This window comes from Paraburkholderia sp. BR14312, assembly GCF_040948675.1.
GTDB classification, from domain to species: Bacteria; Pseudomonadota; Gammaproteobacteria; order Burkholderiales; family Burkholderiaceae; genus Paraburkholderia; species Paraburkholderia nodosa_A.
This window is the reverse complement of sequence record NZ_JBFPKI010000003.1, coordinates 250,503-268,717: the sequence shown is the minus strand read 5'-3', so window position 1 is coordinate 268,717 and position 18,215 is coordinate 250,503. Positions and strand designations below refer to the sequence as shown.

The 18,215-nt window shown below is 65.4% G+C and carries 18 protein-coding genes; 13 read left to right on the top strand and 5 right to left on the bottom strand.

The window, feature by feature from the left end; genetic code table 11:
* Positions 1-117 precede the first annotated feature (117 nt).
* From AB3X98_RS10525 to AB3X98_RS10495, 7 genes are all read left to right on the top strand, one after another.
* Positions 118-1,605 carry a sugar ABC transporter ATP-binding protein gene (locus tag AB3X98_RS10525; RefSeq protein ID WP_368603833.1) on the top strand — a complete coding sequence of 496 codons (1,488 nt, stop codon included), beginning with the start codon at positions 118-120 and terminating at the stop codon, positions 1,603-1,605.
* Positions 1,586-2,608 carry an ABC transporter permease gene (locus tag AB3X98_RS10520; RefSeq protein ID WP_069265478.1) on the top strand — a complete coding sequence of 341 codons (1,023 nt, stop codon included), beginning with the start codon at positions 1,586-1,588 and terminating at the stop codon, positions 2,606-2,608. The genes AB3X98_RS10525 and AB3X98_RS10520 overlap by 20 nt, the downstream gene beginning before the upstream one ends.
* Before the next feature lie 101 nt (positions 2,609-2,709).
* Positions 2,710-3,678 (top strand): substrate-binding domain-containing protein, encoded by a 969-nt coding sequence (locus AB3X98_RS10515; protein ID WP_368603832.1) that lies wholly within the window; start codon positions 2,710-2,712, stop codon positions 3,676-3,678.
* A gap of 14 nt (positions 3,679-3,692) precedes the next feature.
* A complete protein-coding gene (locus AB3X98_RS10510) occupies positions 3,693-4,742 on the top strand; it encodes a sugar phosphate isomerase/epimerase family protein (protein WP_368603831.1) in 1,050 nt (349 codons plus the stop codon).
* A 25-nt stretch (positions 4,743-4,767) separates the two neighbouring features.
* Positions 4,768-5,937, top strand: coding sequence for a Gfo/Idh/MocA family protein (locus AB3X98_RS10505; protein WP_368603830.1), 1,170 nt, complete (start codon positions 4,768-4,770; stop codon positions 5,935-5,937).
* Positions 5,938-6,091: 154 nt separating this feature from the next.
* The gene (locus tag AB3X98_RS10500; RefSeq protein ID WP_133181800.1) at positions 6,092-6,415 is read left to right on the top strand and encodes a type II toxin-antitoxin system RelB/DinJ family antitoxin; all 324 of its coding nucleotides are present in this window, start codon (positions 6,092-6,094) and stop codon (positions 6,413-6,415) included.
* Entirely contained in the window at positions 6,412-6,654 is a 243-nt protein-coding gene (locus AB3X98_RS10495) for a type II toxin-antitoxin system RelE/ParE family toxin (RefSeq protein WP_368603829.1), read from the top strand. The genes AB3X98_RS10500 and AB3X98_RS10495 overlap by 4 nt, the downstream gene beginning before the upstream one ends.
* Positions 6,655-6,729: 75 nt before the next feature.
* On the opposite strand, the gene AB3X98_RS10490 is transcribed toward AB3X98_RS10495, so the two are convergent.
* Positions 6,730-7,896 carry an ABC transporter substrate-binding protein gene (locus AB3X98_RS10490; RefSeq protein ID WP_368603828.1) on the bottom strand — a complete coding sequence of 389 codons (1,167 nt, stop codon included), beginning with the start codon at positions 7,894-7,896 and terminating at the stop codon, positions 6,730-6,732.
* Positions 7,897-7,976: 80 nt separating this feature from the next.
* The gene (locus tag AB3X98_RS10485) at positions 7,977-8,918 is read right to left on the bottom strand and encodes a CysB family HTH-type transcriptional regulator (protein WP_028210583.1); all 942 of its coding nucleotides are present in this window, start codon (positions 8,916-8,918) and stop codon (positions 7,977-7,979) included.
* A gap of 247 nt (positions 8,919-9,165) precedes the next feature.
* On the opposite strand from AB3X98_RS10485, the gene AB3X98_RS10480 reads away from it, so the two are divergent.
* From AB3X98_RS10480 to cobA, 6 genes are all read left to right on the top strand, one after another.
* Positions 9,166-10,845, top strand: coding sequence for a nitrite/sulfite reductase (locus tag AB3X98_RS10480; RefSeq protein ID WP_368603827.1), 1,680 nt, complete (start codon positions 9,166-9,168; stop codon positions 10,843-10,845).
* Between the two features lie 43 nt (positions 10,846-10,888).
* Positions 10,889-11,434: a DUF934 domain-containing protein gene (locus tag AB3X98_RS10475; RefSeq protein ID WP_368603826.1), complete on the top strand. Its 546-nt coding sequence runs from the start codon at positions 10,889-10,891 to the stop codon at positions 11,432-11,434.
* Positions 11,431-12,186, top strand: coding sequence for a phosphoadenylyl-sulfate reductase (locus AB3X98_RS10470; protein ID WP_368603825.1), 756 nt, complete (start codon positions 11,431-11,433; stop codon positions 12,184-12,186). Before AB3X98_RS10475 ends, AB3X98_RS10470 begins: the two co-directional genes overlap by 4 nt.
* A gap of 99 nt (positions 12,187-12,285) precedes the next feature.
* Positions 12,286-13,248, top strand: a complete 963-nt coding sequence (gene cysD, locus AB3X98_RS10465; RefSeq protein WP_133181812.1) for a sulfate adenylyltransferase subunit CysD — start codon at positions 12,286-12,288, stop codon at positions 13,246-13,248.
* A gap of 25 nt (positions 13,249-13,273) precedes the next feature.
* Positions 13,274-14,590: a sulfate adenylyltransferase subunit 1 gene (locus AB3X98_RS10460; protein ID WP_368603824.1), complete on the top strand. Its 1,317-nt coding sequence runs from the start codon at positions 13,274-13,276 to the stop codon at positions 14,588-14,590.
* A 53-nt stretch (positions 14,591-14,643) separates the two neighbouring features.
* Positions 14,644-15,417: a uroporphyrinogen-III C-methyltransferase gene (cobA, locus tag AB3X98_RS10455; RefSeq protein ID WP_368603823.1), complete on the top strand. Its 774-nt coding sequence runs from the start codon at positions 14,644-14,646 to the stop codon at positions 15,415-15,417.
* A gap of 76 nt (positions 15,418-15,493) precedes the next feature.
* On the opposite strand, the gene AB3X98_RS10450 is transcribed toward cobA, so the two are convergent.
* The 3 genes from AB3X98_RS10450 to lptF are packed head-to-tail and all read right to left on the bottom strand — an operon-like array spanning position 15,494 to position 18,190.
* Complete coding sequence (locus AB3X98_RS10450; protein ID WP_342947861.1) at positions 15,494-15,871, bottom strand: CbiX/SirB N-terminal domain-containing protein; 378 nt, start codon at positions 15,869-15,871, stop codon at positions 15,494-15,496.
* Between the two features lie 54 nt (positions 15,872-15,925).
* The gene (lptG, locus tag AB3X98_RS10445; RefSeq protein ID WP_069265461.1) at positions 15,926-17,074 is read right to left on the bottom strand and encodes an LPS export ABC transporter permease LptG; all 1,149 of its coding nucleotides are present in this window, start codon (positions 17,072-17,074) and stop codon (positions 15,926-15,928) included.
* A 15-nt stretch (positions 17,075-17,089) separates the two neighbouring features.
* The gene (gene lptF / locus AB3X98_RS10440) at positions 17,090-18,190 is read right to left on the bottom strand and encodes an LPS export ABC transporter permease LptF (RefSeq protein ID WP_069265460.1); all 1,101 of its coding nucleotides are present in this window, start codon (positions 18,188-18,190) and stop codon (positions 17,090-17,092) included.
* Positions 18,191-18,215: the final 25 nt, after the last annotated feature.

Below are 18,215 nucleotides of genomic sequence, written 5' to 3'. Positions count from 1 at the left end.
AGCGAGCCTTGCATGGGACCCGAGTAAGCGCTGAAGCGCTAACTCTGGTCGACAGGCGAGCGGCGCGAGCCGCCAACCTCAACACAGCCGACCAAGCCACTGGAGGAGCGCACGCGCATGAGCGTCGCCGTCAAGTTCAACGACATCCGCAAGGACTTCGGTCCCGTGCGCGTGCTGCACGGCGTGAGCTTCGAACTCGCGCCGGGGCGCATTCACGGCCTCCTGGGCGAGAACGGCGCGGGCAAATCGACGCTCATGAAGATTCTCGCGGGCTACGAAAACGCGAGCGCGGGCGAGATGCTGGTGGACGGCGTGGCGCGCCGCTTCGACGGCTCGCGCGAGGCCGAAGCCGCCGGCATCGTGCTGATCCACCAGGAGTTCAATCTGGCCGAGCACCTGACGATCGCGCAGAACATCTTCCTCGGCCACGAGAAGCGCAAAGGCTGGCTCGTCGACGACGCTGCCATGCGCCGCGAAGCGCGCGAACTGCTCGCGCAGGTGGGCCTCGCGCGCGACCCGGACGTGAAGGTGCGCGACCTCATCGTCGCCGAAAAACAGCTCGTGGAGATCGCCAAGGCGCTCTCGCGGAACGCGCGCCTCTTGATCATGGACGAGCCCACGGCCACGCTCACGCTCGCCGAAACCGCGCGCCTTTTCGCGCTCATGACGAAGCTGCGCGCATCTGGCACGACGCTCGTCTACATCTCGCACAAGCTCGACGAGGTGGAGAGCATCACCGACGACGTGGTCGTGATGCGCGACGGCCGCTTCGTGGCCGCGAGCGCGACCGCAGCGCTCGCGCGCCAGCAGATGGCGAACCTCATGGTGGGCCGTGACGTCTCCGACATGTTTCCGGAGAAAGGCGCGGCGCCCGAGCTTGCCCCCGTGGCGCTGCGCGTGACGCATCTGAGCGTGCCGGGCTGGGTCGAGGATGTGGGCTTCGAGGTGCGCGCGGGCGAGATTCTCGGCTTCGCGGGACTCGTGGGCGCGGGACGCAGCGAGGCGTTCGAGGCGATCGTGGGCTTGCGCCACAAGCACGCGGGCGCGATCGAGATCGACGGCCGCCCGGTCACGCTGCGCCACCCGCGCGATGCGATGCGCCACGGCCTCACGTACCTGAGCGAAGACCGCAAGGGCCGCGGCCTGCACATGAACCTCACGCTGCAGGACAACCTGACGCTCATGACGCTCGAGCGCTACGGTCATCCGCTGCTCGATCTGAAGGCGGGCCGCCGCGCGCTCGAGAAAGCGGTGCGCGACTTCGGCATCCGCACCGGCGACCTCGACAGCCGCGCGCGCATGCTCTCGGGCGGCAACCAGCAGAAGCTCGCGCTCGCCAAGTTTCTGCAGCCCGACCCGCGCGTGATCGTGCTCGACGAGCCCACGCGCGGCGTGGACGTGGGCGCGAAGCGCGACATCTATTTCCTGATCCAGCGGCTTGCGGCCTCGGGGCGCGCGGTCGTGGTGATCTCGTCCGAACTGGTCGAGCTGATCGGGCTCGCGCATCGCGTGGCCGTGATGCGCGCGGGCCGGCTCGTCGCCACGCTCGGGCACGAACATCTGAACGAAGAGGAGCTGATCGCTCATGCAACCGGCACCCACTGACGCTACGTCCGAAGGCCGTGGCGCGCGCTCGGCCGCGGCGCGATTCGTGCACCGGCTCGCGGGCGTCGGGCCGCTCATCGGCCTGATCCTGCTTTGTGTGCTCGGCACGCTGCTCAATCGCGATTTCGCCACCGCCGGCAACCTGCTCAACGTGCTCACGCGCACCTCGTTCATCGGCATCATTTCCGTGGGCATGACGTTCGTGATCATTTCGGGCGGCATCGACCTGTCGGTCGGCTCGATGGCCGCGCTGATCGCGGGCGTGATGATCTGGGTGATGAACACGCTGGCGGCGAGCGAACACGCGTTTGCACCCCTGGCCATCGTCGCGATCGGTATTGCGATCGCGCTCGTGCTCGGCGCGGCGTTTGGGCTCGCGCATGGCTTGCTGATCACACGCGGACGCATCGAGCCTTTCATCGTCACGCTCGGCACCCTGGGCATCTTCCGCTCGGTGCTGACATGGCTTGCCGATGGCGGCGCGCTCACGCTGCAGAACAATCTCGTCGATCTCTACGGGCCGGTCTATTACGCGAGCCTCTTTGGCATTCCGGTGCCCGTGTGGGTGTTCGCGCTCACGGCGGCGGGCGGTGCGCTCATTCTCAACCGCACGGCGTTCGGACGGCACGTGCAGGCGATCGGCTCGAACGAGCAGGTCGCGCGCTATGCGGCGATCCGCGTCGATCGCGTGAAGTGCGCAACCTACGTGCTGCTGGGCGTGTGCGTGGGTGTGGCGACGGTGCTCTATGTGCCGCGTCTGGGCTCCGCCACGCCGACTACGGGCTTGTTGTGGGAACTGGAGGCGATCGCCGCGGTGGTGGTGGGCGGCACGGCGCTCAAGGGCGGCGAAGGGCGCGTGGCGGGCACCGTGGTCGGCGCGGTGTTGCTCTCGGTCATCGCCAATATTCTCAATCTCACGAGCATCATCAGCGTGTATCTGAATGCGGCGGTGCAGGGCGTGGCGATCATTGCCGTAGCGTTCCTGCAGCGCGGTAGACGGTAAGGATGTCGAAGCAGATCTGGCAGGGCGGTGGGGAAGTCGAAGGAGGCAGCGAAAACTCAACGCAAGAACGGGCGCGGGAGCGCACGATAGGAGACGGCATCATGAAGAAGATGATTCGAACGATGTGTGCGGGCGCGCTGGCGCTCGGCGTAGTGGCGACGTTCGGTGCGGGCGCGGCGCGCGCCGACGACAAAGTCACGCTGGGCGTGGCGATTCCCACGGCCGACCATGGCTTCACGGGCGGCATCGTCTGGTGGGCGAACGAGGCGAAGAAGGACCTCGAAAAGGCCCATCCGGACCTCAAGGTCATCGTCAAGACGGCGGCGAACGCGCCCGATCAGGCGAACCAGCTGCAGGACCTCGTGACCGTCAACAAGATCAACGCGCTCGTGATCTTCCCGTACGAATCGGCTTCGCTCACGCAGCCGGTTGCGCAGGTGAAGAAGCAAGGGGTGTACGTGACGGTGGTCGATCGCGGCTTGACCGACACGAGTGCGCAGAATGCCTATGTGGCCGGCGACAACACGGCGTTCGGCAAAATTCCCGCCGAATATCTCGCGAAGCAGCTGGGCGGCAAGGGCGACATCGTCGCGCTGCGCGGCATTCCCACCACGCTCGACAACGAGCGCTGGACGGCGTTCACCAACGTGCTGAAGAACTATCCAGGCATCAAGATTCTTGACGCGAAATACGCGAACTGGAACCGGGACGACGCCTTCAAGACGATGCAGGACTACCTCACGCGCTTCAAGCACATCGACGCCGTCTGGGCCGCCGACGACGACATGGCCGTGGGCGTGCTCAAGGCGATCGACCAGGCCAAGCGCAACGACATCAAGATCGTGTTCGGCGGCGCGGGCTCGAAGGAGATGGTCAAGCGCGTGATGGACGGCGATCCGCTCATCAAGGCCGATGTGTCGTATTCGCCGAAGTTCATCTACGACGCGATCAAGCTCACGGCCGAAGCGCGTTTGCAGGGCAAGTCGCTGCCGCCCACGACGATCATTCCCTCGGTGCTGATCACCAAGGAGAACGCGAAGCAGTTCTACTTCCCTGATTCGCCGTTCTGAGGACGGGGCTTGCGATGAAGACGATCAAAGGCCCGGCGATTTTCCTCGCGCAGTTTCTCGGCGACGACGCGCCGTTCGACAGCTTCGCGCACATGGCCGGCTGGGCGGCCCAGCTCGGCTACAAGGGCATCCAGGTACCCACCGATGCGCGCCTCGTCGATCTCGCGCAGGCCGCCTCGAGCGTGGCGTACTGCGACGACCTGCGCCAGCAGGCCGACGACGCGGGCGTGACGATCACCGAGCTGTCTACGCATCTGCAAGGACAGCTCGTGGCCGTGCATCCCGCCTACGACACGCTGTTCGACGGCTTCGCGCCGCCGCAGGTGCGCGGCGATCGCGAAGCGCGCACGGCGTGGGCCATCGAGCAGTTGATGCTGGCCGCGCGCGCGTCGAAGAATCTGGGGCTTGCCGCGCACGTGACGTTTTCGGGCGCGCTCGCGTGGCCGTACTTCTACCCGTGGCCGCAGCGGCCGGCGGGGCTCGTCGAAGCCGCCTTCGACGAACTCGCGCGCCGCTGGCGGCCGATTCTCGACGCGTTCGAAGCAGCGGGCGTGGACGTCTGCTACGAACTGCATCCGGGCGAGGATCTGCACGATGGCGTGACGTTCGAGCGCTTTCTTGCGGCAGTGGGCGATCATCCGCGCGCGAACATCCTCTACGACCCGAGCCACTTCGTGCTGCAGCAGCTCGATTACCTCGCGTTCATCGACCTCTATCACGCGCGTATCAAGGCCTTTCACGTGAAGGACGCCGAATTCCGCCCAACGGGCAAACAAGGTGTGTACGGCGGCTATAGCGGCTGGGTGGAACGCGCTGGGCGCTTTCGCTCGCTCGGCGACGGGCAGATCGACTTCGGGGCGATCTTCTCGAAGCTCACGCAGTACGACTATCCGGGCTGGGCGGTGCTCGAATGGGAATGCGCGCTCAAGCATCCGCACGATGGCGCACGCGAAGGCGCGGACTTCATCAAGCGGCACCTCATCCGCGTGGCCGAACGTGCGTTCGACGACTTCGCGGGCAGCGGCGTCGATGCGGCGCAGTTGAAGGGCGTGCTGGGCCTCTGAACGCGATTCTCGCAGGAGACAGGCAATGAATCGAAGACTCAGGCTCGGGATGGTCGGCGGCGGCGAGGGGGCGTTCATCGGCGCCGTGCATCGCATCGCCGCGCGTCTCGACGACACTTTCGAACTCCTCGCGGGCGCACTCTCGTCCGATGCGGCGCGCGCACAGTCGAGCGCCGACGCGCTCGGCCTCGCGCGCAGCTACGCCGACTGGCGCGAGATGGCGGGCGTGGAGGGCGCGCGCGAGGATGGCATCGACGCGGTGGCCATCGTCACGCCTAACCATTTGCACGCGCCGGTGGCGCATGCATTCATGGAGGCAGGCATACACGTGATATGCGACAAGCCGCTCGCGGTCTCGCTCGCCGAGGGCGAAGCGCTGGCCCAACACGCGCGCGACGCGAATCTCGTGTTCGCGCTCACGCATACCTATTCGGGCTATCCGCTCGTGCGGCATGCGCGCGAGATGGTCGAGGCGGGCGAGATTGGCGAGGTGCGCATCGTGCAGGTCGAGTACGCGCAGGACTGGCTCGCCGATCCGGCCGAGCGCGGTGGTGCGAACCGTCAGGCGGTGTGGCGCACGGATCCCGCGCTCGCGGGGCCGGCGGGGTGTCTGGGTGACATCGGCACGCATGCCTATCAGCTGGCGGCCTTCGTGAGTGCGCTCGTGCCGGAAGCGCTTGCGGCCGAAGTGCACACCTTCGTGCCGGGCCGCCGCGTGGACGATCACGTGCAGGCCATGCTGCGCTACGCCAACGGCGCGCGTGGCATGCTGTGGGCGAGCCAGGTGGCGAGCGGCGCGGAGAACGCGTTGCGGCTGCGCGTATATGGCACGAAGGCAAGCCTCGCGTTCGATCAGGAGGAGCCCAACCTGCTGTGGTTCACGCCGCAGGGCGGCGAGGCGCAGCGGCTCACGCGCGGCCGCGTGACGGGGGCCGCCGCACGGCACGCGACGCGCGTGCCGCCGGGGCATCCGGAAGGCTATCTGGAGGCGTTCGCGCAGCTCTATCGCGACGCCGCCGCGCAGATCATGGCGCGCGAGGCCGGCGAGCCGGCGCCGAGCGCAAGCCGGCTATTGACGACGGTCGACGACGGCGTGGAGGGACTGCGCTTCATCGAGGCCGTGTTGGCGAGTAGCGCGGCGGGCGGCGCCTGGCGCAGCATCGTGCGGCCGCGACTGGCCATTCGGATGAATTGAGCGCGTAGGGCCTGGCAGTGAAACTTGCGGCATGTTTAACCCACTTCAAAGGCGAAGCATGCCCAACGTCATTCACCTGCATTACACTGCGTATTCGACGAAATCGGCAACAGGGTCGGCGACAAGGGCAATGACCAAACCAGGGAGCGAGTCGATGAACGCAAATGCATTGGTACAGGTTCGCATCGATCACGCGCTCAAGCAGCGCGCAGCTGAAGTGCTCGACAACATGGGGCTCACGGTATCGGACGCCGTGCGCATTCTGCTCACGCGTATCGCGAACGAGGGCGCCTTGCCATTCGATTTCGCTGTCGATCCGGTGGCGCATGACGCGTGGTTCCGGGCGAAAGTACGCGAAGCGCTGAAGGACCCGCGGCCGACTGTGGCAGATGAAGAGGTGGAGGCGCACTTCGCGAAGCGGCGCGCGGCCGTGGCCGGCCAGCCGGAGCCTGCACGCAACCGCAAGGCGAAGAGTTGAAGGTTTGCTGGTCACCGCTCGCGCTGGCTGACCGCGAAGCGCTGTTCAACTTCACTGTGTCGAGCAACCCGCGCAGAGCGATTGCGTGGGACGAGCGGATTTCGGCATCCGTTCGACGTCTGCGGCTTTTCCCCAACCTGGGCCGGGTTGGCCGCGTGAGCAGCACACGCGAACTGGTGGTCGAATCAACGCCGTTCGTTCTCGCTTACCGGTACGAGAACGAGGCGATCACGATATAGCGCGTCCTGCACGGCGCGCGCCGCTGGCCTGACGCAATCGACTGAGCGGCGGCAGGGCGCCGCCGCTCATAGCGCTTATTGCCCCAGATACACGAACTTGCCCCCGCGGACCGTGCCCATCACGCTCGCGCGCTGGTCGAGGCCCACGTGGTCTGTCGGGCTCGTGTTCACCATGCCGTTGGGCACGACCACTTCGTGCGCGTGCTCCAGCTCGCCGCGCAACGCCACACGGAACGCTTCGGTGCCCGGCTGAGCGGTCTTGAGGGCGCGCGCGACCGCGTCTTGCAGGCGCGGGTACACGCCTGCCGCGTCGCCTGCGAATTGCGTGACCGTGCCCGGGCCGTACTTTGCCTCGTAGGCGTCGACGAAGGCGAGCGCTGCCTTTTGCGCCGGCTGGTCGGCCGGCAGTGTGCGCGCCACCACGACGGGCTGGGTCGGGAACAGGGTGCCTTCCACGTCTTTGCCGCCCAGCTTGATGAATTCAGGCGTGGCGATGCCATGCGTCTGGTAGATCGGCCCCTTGTAGCCGCGCTCGATCAGCGTGCGTTGCGGCAGCACGGTCGGCGTGCCTGCGCCTGCGATCAGCATGGCGTCCGGCCTGGCCGCCATCAGCTTGAGAATCTGGCCGGTCACGCTGGCGTCGGTACGGTTGTAGCGCTCGGTCGCCACGATCTGGATGTTGCGTTCCTTCGCGTACTTCGTGAATTCGTTGAGCCAGCTGTCGCCGTAGCTGTCCGCGAAACCGATGAAGCCCACGCTTTTCACGCCATGCGCCGCCATGTAGCGCGTCATGACGTCGGCCATGGCGGCATCGGTCTGCGCCATCTTGAAGGCCCACACGCGCGCGCCCTGCTGCGGCTCGACCACCGAGCCCGAGCCGACCAGCGTGATCATCGGCGTCTTGCTTTCCGCCACCGGGTCGAGCGCCGCGAGCGCCGCCGGCGTGATATTCGGCCCGACGATCACGTCCACGTGATCTTCGTTGATGAGCTTGTGGATGTTGCGTACGGCCGCGCCCGGGTCCGAGCCGTCGTCGAGCACGATGTAGTCGGCCTTCTGGCCCGCGATCGTGTCGGGCCACATCAGCATGGCGTTCTTGCTCGTGATGCCGATGGCGGCAGCGGGTCCCGTGCTCGAGAGGTCGATGCCGACCTTGATGTCGGCGTGGGCAGCCGGAGCGAAAGTGGCGGCGGCAAGGGCGCAAGCCGCGGCGAGCGGGCGCAAAAGCGGGTACAGCTTCATCCGTTGAGTCTCCAGGCGAGAAGTGATGTTGTTGTAATGCGGATTTTGTCTGATTTTTCTTCCGCCGCTCGCGCAGCGGCTTACAACTCGTAAGTCTCGTGCTCGCCCTTGAGCGCCTGCTCTATGAGCTTGCGATTCAGGCTCGGCGACAGCAGTTCGACGAGCGTATACACATAGCTGCGCAGGTAAGCGCCCTGCTTGAGCGCGACGCGCGTGACGTTGCTGCCGAACAGGTGTCCCACGGGCACCGCGCGCAGATGTCGGTCGCGTTCGGCGTTGAAGGCGATGTCGGCCATGATCCCGACGCCAAGGCCCAGTTCCACGTAGGTCTTGATCACGTCGGCGTCGATGGCTTCCAGCACGATGTCGGGCGAGAGCGCACGCAGGCGGAACGCGTCGTTGATCTTGGTACGCCCGGCGAACGCATTGTCGTAGGTGATCAGCGGATATTGGGCCAGATCGTCGAGCGAAAGCGGCTTGCGCTCGAGCAGCGGGTGGTCGGGCAGCATCACCGCCACGTGATGCCACGTGAAGCAGGGCAGCGACACCAGTTCCTTGTAGCCGGAGATGGCCTCGGTCGCGATGCACAGATCCGCCTGGTCATGGAGCACCATTTCCGCGACCTGGGTCGGGCTGCCTTGCAGGATCGACAGGTGCACCTTCGGAAAGCGCCGCTTGAATTCGGCGATGGCGGCAGGCAGCGAGTAGCGCGCCTGCGTGTGCGTGGCGGCGATGGTGAGGTTGCCCTGGTCCTGCGCCGCGTAGTCCTTGCCCACGCGCTTGAGACTCTCCACTTCCTGCAGAATGCGCTCCACCGAGGCGAGGATGATCCGGCCCGGTTCCGTGAGCGAGCGCACGCGCTTGCCGTGGCGCGTAAAGATTTCGACCCCAAGCTCGTCCTCCAGCTCGATGATCGCCTTCGAGACGCCCGGCTGGCTTGTATACAGTGCCTTGGCCGCTTCCGTGAGGTTGAAGTTCTGGCGTACGGCCTCGCGGACGAAGCGGAACTGGTGCAGGTTCATAAATAATCCTTATAACCTGTTTGCATATCGACCTGATTTTTGAGTCGTTTGAAATATAAGGCGAGTTTATTACCATTCCTCCAACTTTTCCAATATGGATATCTGTTTTGGTCATTAGCAAATGACCGGCGCGATCGAAGGCGCGGCCGCCTCGCCAGAGGCAGGACAGAGTGGAAAGAGCGAAGTCGAGAAGTCGGAGCGCGGCGTAACCGGAACGCCGCGATTGAACCAACCCTGGGGTCCCCGAATGTACCAATACGATCAGTACGACCAGACCATCGTCGACGAACGCGTCGCGCAATACAGCGACCAGGTCCGCCGCCGTCTGTCAGGCGAATTGAGCGAAGAAGAGTTCCGTCCGCTGCGCCTGCAAAACGGCCTGTACTACCAGCGCCACGCCTACATGCACCGCATCGCGATTCCGTACGGCAATCTGCGCAGCGACCAGCTCCGCATGCTCGGCACGATCGCGCGCGAGCACGACCGCGGCTACGGCCACTTCTCGACGCGTTCGAACATCCAGTACAACTGGATCAAGCTCGAAGAAACGCCGGAAATCCTGCGCAAGCTGGCGTCGGTGCAGATGCACGGCATCCAGACGTCGGGCAACTGCATCCGCAACATCACCGCCGACCAGTTCGCGGGCGTCGCCCCCGACGAGATCGTCGATCCGCGCCCGTGGGCCGAAATCCTGCGCCAATGGTCGACGTTCCACCCCGAATTCGCGTGGCTGCCGCGCAAGTTCAAGATCGCCGTGTCGGGCTCGAAGGAAGACCGCGCCGCCGTGCAGATTCACGATCTGGGCGTCTACCTCGACCGTAACGAGCAGGGCGAAATCGTCGCGAGCATCCTGGCGGGCGGCGGTCTTGGCCGCACGCCGATCGTCGGCAGCATCATCAAGCGCGACCTGCCGTGGCAGCACCTGCTGACCTACTGCGAAGCCGTCCTGCGCGTGTACAACCGCTATGGCCGCCGCGACAACATGTACAAGGCGCGCATCAAGATCCTCGTGAAGGCGCTCTCGCCGGCGAAGTTCGCCGAGCAGGTCGAAGAAGAGTGGCAGCACCTCAAGGACGGCCCTTCGACCCTCACGCAGGAAGAACTCGATCGCGTCTCGCAGTATTTCGTGCCGCCGGCGTATGAAAAGATCGCCGACACGGATACGTCGTACGAGAAGCATCTGCTGGAAAATCGCGCCTTCTCGCGCTGGGTCGAGCGCAACGTGCGCCCGCACCGCGTGCCGGGCTACGCGTCGGTCACGCTCTCGCTCAAGCCGCGCAACATCGCGCCGGGCGACGCCACCGACGTGCAGATGGAAGCCGTGGCCGACTGGGCCGATGAATACTCGTTCGGCCAGATCCGCGTTTCGCACGAGCAGAACCTGATCCTCGCCGACGTCAAGAAGCGCGATCTGTTCGCGCTGTGGGAAAAGGCCAAGGCGCAAGGTTTCGCGACCGCGAACATCGGCCTCTTGACCGACATCATCGCGTGCCCGGGCGGCGACTTCTGCTCGCTCGCCAATGCGAAGTCGATTCCCATCGCGCTGGCGATCCAGGAGCGCTTCGACAACCTCGACTTCGTCTACGACCTGGGCGACCTGTCGCTGAACATCTCGGGCTGCATCAACGCATGCGGTCACCACCACGTCGGCAACATCGGCGTGCTGGGTGTCGACAAGGATGGTTCGGAGTGGTATCAGGTCACGCTCGGCGGCGAGCAGGGCAACGGCGCCAACGGCGCGCGCCTTGGCCGCGTGATCGGCCCGTCGTTCTCGGCGGAAGAGATGCCCGACGTGGTGCAGAAGGTGATCGACACGTTCGTCGAGCATCGCATCGACGACGAGCGTTTCATCGATACGTACGACCGCATCGGCATCGCGCCGTTCAAGGAGCGCGTGTACGCATCGCGCCAGCCGGCCCACGCTTAATGGACGCAACTGAAGCACGCAACGAGACTACGAGATTCGAGCAATGGCATTGATCATCAAAAAACGCGAGATCGTTGAAGACAACTGGCAAGTCGTGCGTGCGGCCGAAGACGGCGCATTGCCCGAGGTTGCCGCGCTGCCCGCGGGCAAGGTGCTGGTGCCGCTCGCTTACTGGCAAGCGCAGCGCGATGCACTGGTCGCTTCGCGCGGCAGGGACGAACTCGGCGTGTGGCTCGCGCCGGACAGCGAACCGGCCGATATCGCCGCCGACTTCGACAAGCTCGCGCTGATCGGCGTGGACTTCCCCGTGTTCCGCGATGGCCGCGGGTTCTCGATCGGCCGTCTGCTGCGCGAGCGCTATGGCTACCAGGGCGAGCTGCGCGCGATTGGCGACGTGCTGCGCGACCAGCTGCGCTTTCACGAGCGCTGCGGCTTCGATGCGTTCGCCGTGCGCGCCGACAAGGACATCCACGACGCGCTCAAGGCGTTCACCGAGTTCACGGTGCAATACCAGGGCGCCTTCGACGAACCGTCGCCGCTGTTCCGCCGCCGTCTGGCCCAACAAGCGCGCCAAGGTTCGGCAGCATGAGCACCGTCGCGAACGAAATCACGGCTGAGCTGCAGGCGAAGATCGGGCGCCTCGACGCGCTGCTCGATTCGATTGCGGCGCGTCACGCCGACGTGAAGCTGGCCAGCAGCCTCGCAGCCGAAGACATGCTGCTCACGCACGCGATTCTTTCGCGCGGCGTGAAAATCGGCGTCTTCTCGCTGAACACGGGCCGCCTGCACGCCGAAACGCTCGGCATGATCGACGTGGTGCGCGAGCGCTACGGCTACGAGATCGAGCAGTTTCATCCGCAACAGGATGCCGTCGACGAATACGTCGCCCAGCACGGCCTGAATGCGTTCTACGAGAGCGTCGATCTGCGCAAGCGCTGCTGCGAAATCCGCAAGGTCGAACCGCTGAACCGTGCGCTGTCGGGCATTTCCGCCTGGGTCACGGGCCAGCGCCGTGAGCAGTCGGTCACGCGTGCGGAGCTGCACGAGGAAGAACGCGACGAAGCGCGCAACATCGACAAGTTCAATCCGCTCGCGGACTGGACCGAAGCCGATGTCTGGGCCTACCTGCGCGCCAATGACGTGCCCGTGAACCCGCTGCACGCCCGCGGCTATCCGAGCATCGGCTGCGAGCCCTGCACCCGTGCGATCCGTCCCGGCGAAGACAGCCGCGCGGGCCGCTGGTGGTGGGAGTCGCGCGACACGAAGGAATGTGGCTTGCACATCACGTCCGTGTCGGCCATTCCGGTCGTCGAAGTGTCGTCCATCGGCCAGGCGAACTAAGATTGAATTTTGTCGCGCTGTCGAAACGACGGCGCGAACGTCGAATACCGAGTACCGCGCGCCCAGCAAAAGGGGTGCGAACAAAGGAAGGATCCGAACATGAGCACCACGCTCGACTCAGCAGTGAACGCACCGCTCCAGGTCACGGCGAACCGCATGGACCATCTCGACTGGCTCGAAGCCGAGTCGATCCACATCCTGCGTGAACTCGTCGCCGAATGCAGCAAGCCTGCGCTGCTGTTCTCGGGCGGCAAGGACTCGGTCGTCGTGCTGGCGCTCGCATTGAAGGCGTTCGGCCTCGGCGCGAACCGCAAGACCGCGCTGCCGTTCCCGCTCGTGCACATCGACACGGGCCACAACTACGAAGAAGTGATCGACTTCCGCGATCGCCGCGCAGCCGAAATCGGCGCGGAACTCGTGGTCGGTCACGTCGAAGATTCGATCAAGAAGGGCACCGTGCGCCTGCGCCGCGAAACCGATTCGCGCAACGCCGCGCAAGCGGTCACGCTGCTGGAAACCATCGAAGAATATGGCTACACGGCGATGATCGGCGGTGCGCGCCGCGACGAAGAGAAGGCCCGCGCGAAGGAGCGTATCTTCTCGTTCCGCGACGAATTCGGCCAGTGGGACCCGAAGGCGCAGCGCCCGGAACTCTGGAGCCTGTACAACGCGCGTCTGCACAAGGGCGAGCACCTGCGCGTGTTCCCCATCTCGAACTGGACCGAACTCGACGTGTGGCAATACATCGAGCGCGAGAAGCTCGAACTGCCGTCGATCTACTATGCGCACCAGCGCGAGATCGTGCGCCGCAACGGCCTGCTCGTGCCGGTCACGCCGCTCACGCCGATGAAGGAAGGCGAGGTCAGCGAAATGGCGCAGGTGCGTTTTCGCACCGTGGGCGACATCAGCTGCACGTGCCCGGTGGCGAGCGATGCCGACAACGTCGAGAAGATCATCGCCGAAACGGCCGTGACCGAGATCACGGAACGCGGTGCGACGCGCATGGACGACCAGGCGTCGGAAGCCGCGATGGAACAGCGCAAGAAGCAAGGTTATTTCTAAAGAGCACGCAGAGGAAAGAATAGACATGGTTACGACGCATCAACCTGAAGACCTCGGCGTGCTGCGCTTCATCACGGCGGGCAGCGTGGACGACGGCAAGAGCACGCTGATCGGCCGCCTGTTGTACGACAGCAAGGCTGTTCTGAGCGATCAGCTCTCGGCGCTGTCGCGTGCGAAGAACAAGCGCACGGTGGGCGACGAGATCGACCTGTCGCTGCTCACCGACGGCCTCGAGGCCGAGCGCGAGCAGGGCATCACGATCGACGTGGCATACCGCTATTTCGCCACGGCCAAGCGCAAGTTCATCATCGCCGACACGCCGGGCCACGAGCAGTACACGCGCAACATGGTCACGGGCGCTTCGACGGCGCACGCCGCGATCATCCTGATCGACCCGACGCGCGTGACGGTCGAGAACGGTGTGACGCAACTGCTGCCGCAAACCAAGCGCCACAGCGCCATCGTCAAGCTGCTGGGCCTGCAGCACGTGATCGTCGCGATCAACAAGATGGATCTCGTCGACTACAGCGAAGCGACGTTCAATCTGATTCGCGAAGCCTATGTCGTGCTGGCGCGCCAGCTCGGCCTCACCGACGTGCGTTTCGTGCCGGTGTCGGCGCTCAAGGGCGACAACATCGTCGCCGCGAGCGAGCGTATGCCGTGGTACGCGGGCGAGCCGCTCCTCGACGTGCTCGAACAACTGCCGCTCGCGCAGGCCACGGGCGAAGCGCTGCGCTTCCCGGTGCAGTGGGTCGCGCGCCAGGACGGTTCCAGCGCCGACGACTTCCGCGGCTACATGGGCCGTGTCGAAGCGGGCGAAGTGAAGCTCGGCGACGCCATCTCGGTGCTGCCGGCGGGCCGCAGCGCAACGGTGGCCGAAATCATCGCGCCGGTGCCGGGCGGCACGGCGCAGGTCGATCGCGCATTCGCGGGCCAGACCGTCACGATCCGTCTCGCGGAAGACGTGGACGTTTCGCGCGGCGACACCTTCGTGCCGGCGGCCGATGCCGCGCAACCCGCGAAGAAGCTCGAAGCGGACCTGTGCTGGTTCGACGACGAGCCGCTCTCGCCGCAGCGCAAGTACCTGCTCAAGCAGACCACGAGCACGGTGTTCGCGAAGATCGGCGCGGTCAAGCAGGTGCTCGACGTGCATACGCTGTCGCACGCGACCGACCGCCACGAACTCGCGATGAACGATATCGGCCGCGTGGCGCTCTCGCTGCAGAAGCCGCTCGTCTGCGACCTGTATGATGCGAATCCTGGCACCGGCGCATTCGTGCTGATCGACGAAGCGACGCATCACACGGTGGCCGCGGGCATGATCCGCGCGTTCTCGGCGTAAGGCGCTGCGCGAGATTGCGGCCGCGCGCGGCCGCAACAATGGATTGGAAGCATATGGGCAAGGTATATCTGATCGGCGCGGGACCGGGCGCAGCGGACCTCATCACGGTGCGCGGCGCACGCCTGCTCGCGAGCGCCGACGTCGTGCTGCACGACGCGCTCGTCGAGCCGGCCATGCTCGAGTACGCGCCGCCAAGCGCGAAGTTCATCGCGGTCGGCAAGCGCTGCGGGCAGCGCTCCACGGCGCAGCACTTCATCAACAAGCAACTCGTCGATGCGGCGCGCGAGCACGCCGTGGTCGTGCGCCTGAAGGGCGGCGATCCGATGCTGTTCGGCCGTGCCGACGAGGAAATGCGCGCGCTCGAAGCGGCCGGCATCGCGTTCGAAGTCGTGCCGGGCATTACGGCGGCGCTGGCGAGCGCGGCGACGCTGCAACGCTCGCTCACCCTGCGCGGTGTGGCGCGCAGCGTGGCGCTTGCCACGTATTCGCGCGCGGCGGGCAGCGAGGAGATTCGCGAGCAGGTCACCGCCGATTCGCTCGTGTTCTACATGGGCCGCGACAGCGCGCCCGAGATCGCGCGCCAGCTGATCGAGGCGGGCCGCGCGGGCGCCACGCCGGTGGCGATCGTCGAAGCCTGCAGCACGGCGCGCGAGCGCACGCTGACGCTGACGCTGGCGGGCCTCGCAGCGGGCGAGGCGCAGGACTGGCTCGACCCGGCGCAGCCGAGCCTGCTCATGATCGGCGATGCGTTCGCCGAACGCTCGGGGCAGGCGCAACGCGAGGACGAAGCGCAGGACGACCATCGAGGCCGTCGCGCAGCGGCTTAAGCGCCACGCGAAAGAGGGCAGCAAAGCAAAACGGGCTCGCTGAAAAGCGAGCCCGTTTTTTTATGCGTGAGCGGTTCTAGTCGCGGTCGTTTTCGATGCAGTACCGCACGATCGCATCGAGCACCGCATCGTCCTCGCCGACGGCGCCGGCACAACGCAGGCGCACATCCGGATGCTCGCTCTGACATTGCGCGATCAGCGCGGGCAGATCGCGGCGCACGTGGCCGCCCTGACCAAAGAACACGGGCACGACCGTGATCGTGTCACAGCCTGCCGCGACCTGGCCGGCGATCGCATCCGGCAGGCTCGGCGTCATGAGTTCGAGAAAGGCGAGGCCGACCGGACCCGCATCGCCGCGCGTGGCGGAAAGCTTCGCGGCGAGCCGCTGGAACGGCTCCTGCCAGCGCGCGTCGCGCGCGCCGTGGCCGAAGAGAATCATGCCGTGCGTGCCCATGCTTGCGAGCCTGTGCGAATTAGCGGCCGAACTATCGGCTGAACGCTACCGGCATCAATGCCGGTCGACCCATTTGAGCCCGATCAGCCCGACCGCGAGATAGATGAGCCCCGGTGTCGCCGCCGTGAGCGGCGCGGGCCAGGTGTTCAGTGTACCCACGTGCGAGAACAGCGTGTTGACGAGCTGGAAGCTCATGCCGAGCATGATCCCGCCGAACACCTTCATGCCCACCACGCCGGCGCGCGTATGCAGATACGCGAACGGCAGCGAGAGTACGAGCATCACGAACACGGCGAACGGGTAGAGCAGCTTGCGCCAGAACGCGATCTGGTAGCGCTGCGCGTCCTGATGGTTCTCGGTCAGATGCTGGATGTAGCGGAACAGGTTGAACATCGACATGCGGTCGGGCGAAACGAGCAGCACCGAGAGAATGTTCGGCGTGAGCTCCGAGCGCAGCGAGTATTCGGGCGCCGAAGTCTGCTCGGCGCGATAGACCGGATTGAGCGCGTCGACCGGCTGGTTCTGCGGCGGCGGCACGCCGATCAGTTGCGTATCGGTCACGTCCTTGAGCAGCCAGTGGCCCGGCGGCTGGAACGTGCCGCTCTTCGCGAGGCGCACGTTCGAGAGCCGGAACTGCGAGTCGAATTCGTAGATGCGCACGTTCGTGATGGTCGCATCGGGCAGCAGTTCGCCGACGTTCACGAAGCGCGTGACCTGTTCGCCGTCGGCGCGTGCGGAGAGCGTGTCCTTCACCCACACACCCGACTGGAAGTTGCTCGACACGGCCGAGCCCAACGCCTCGAGACGCACGCGCTCGGAGAGCTGGTCGGTGTAAGGGCCGACCACTTCGCCGATCAGGTAGGTGAGCAGCACGAGCGGCACGCCGATCTTGAGCAGCGAGCGCAGCGCCTGGTTGGTGGCGAGACCCGACACACGAAAGATCGTGTATTCGGAGTTCGCGGCCATTTGCGCGAACACGTAGATCGCGGCAATGAGCGCCGCGACCGGGATGATCTCGTAGAGCCGCGAGGGCGCCTGGAGCGCCACGCGCAGCACCGCGTACTGGAATTTGTAGTTGCCGTGGCCGACCGAGTTCAGCTCGTTGATGAGGTCGAAGAAGAAGAACAGGCCGGAGAAGGCGAACAGGATGAAGATGAACGTCAGGTAGACCTGGCGAGCGAAGTATTTTTCGTAGATGCGCATCGGTCAGTTTCCCTCTCAGTTGCCAGGAGAGGCGCGCCGGAACATCGCACGTGTAAAGAGCGGCCGGTTGCGCACGCGTATCCAGAAGATGAACACGACGAGCGCGAGCACCACGGCGTGCAGCAGGACGAGACCGACGCCGAAGGGCATCTTGCCTTGCTCGATCTGCGACTGCACGACGTTGAGCAGGTTCGAATAGGTGAGGTAGATCAGCACCGCCATCACGAGATTGATCGTGCGGCTGCGGCGCGGGTTCTGGTAGGCAAGCGGAATGCCGAGCAGCATCAGGTTGATCGCGATGAGCGGCAGGCCGGCGCGCCAGGCGAGTTCGCCCAGGTTGTCGTTGGTCGGGTGGCGCAAAAGGCCCGGCGTGGACGTGGTGCTTGCCGAAGGCGTGTTCACGAGCGGCTGGCTCGTGATCTTCACGCCGTAACGCTGGAATTCGCTGATGCGAAAGTCCGGGTGGCCGGGCTCGCCGTCGTAGCGGCGGCCGTTTTCGAGCACGACGAAACGGTCGCCGCCCTTCATGGTCTCGGTGTGGCCCGTCTTCGAGACGATGACGCTCACCTTGCCGTTTTCCGTGCTCGTGACGAACACGTTCTCCACGCGGCCCTGGTCGGGGCTCATGCTCTCGATGAAGAACACGCGGTGCGTGGTGGGCGATTCGCGGAACTGGCCGGGCGCGAGCAGCGACACTTCATCGCGCTGCTGGAAGCGCGCGCGAATCAGCTTGCTTTGCGCATTCGACCACGGCCAGCCGATGAACGCGAAGAACACGATGAGCAGGATGATCGGCGCGGCAAAGGTGGCGACCGGTTTGATCAGGCGCGTGAGGCTCACCCCGGAGGAGAGCCACACGACCATTTCGGAATCCTTGTACCAGCGCGTGAGGACGAACAGGATCGACACGAACAGCGTGACGATGAGCATGACGGCCATGTAGCCGATCACGGTGAGTCCGATCAGCACCAGCACGTCGCGTGGGTCGATCTGACCGGACGCGGCGAAGCCGACGATGCGGATCATCATCGTCGTCAGCATGATCGTGAGCAGAACCATGAACACGGCGCCGGCCGTGTACGCGAGTTCGCGCTGCAGGGAACGTTCGAAGATCATTCTTGATGGGCAGGGCAGGCGGACC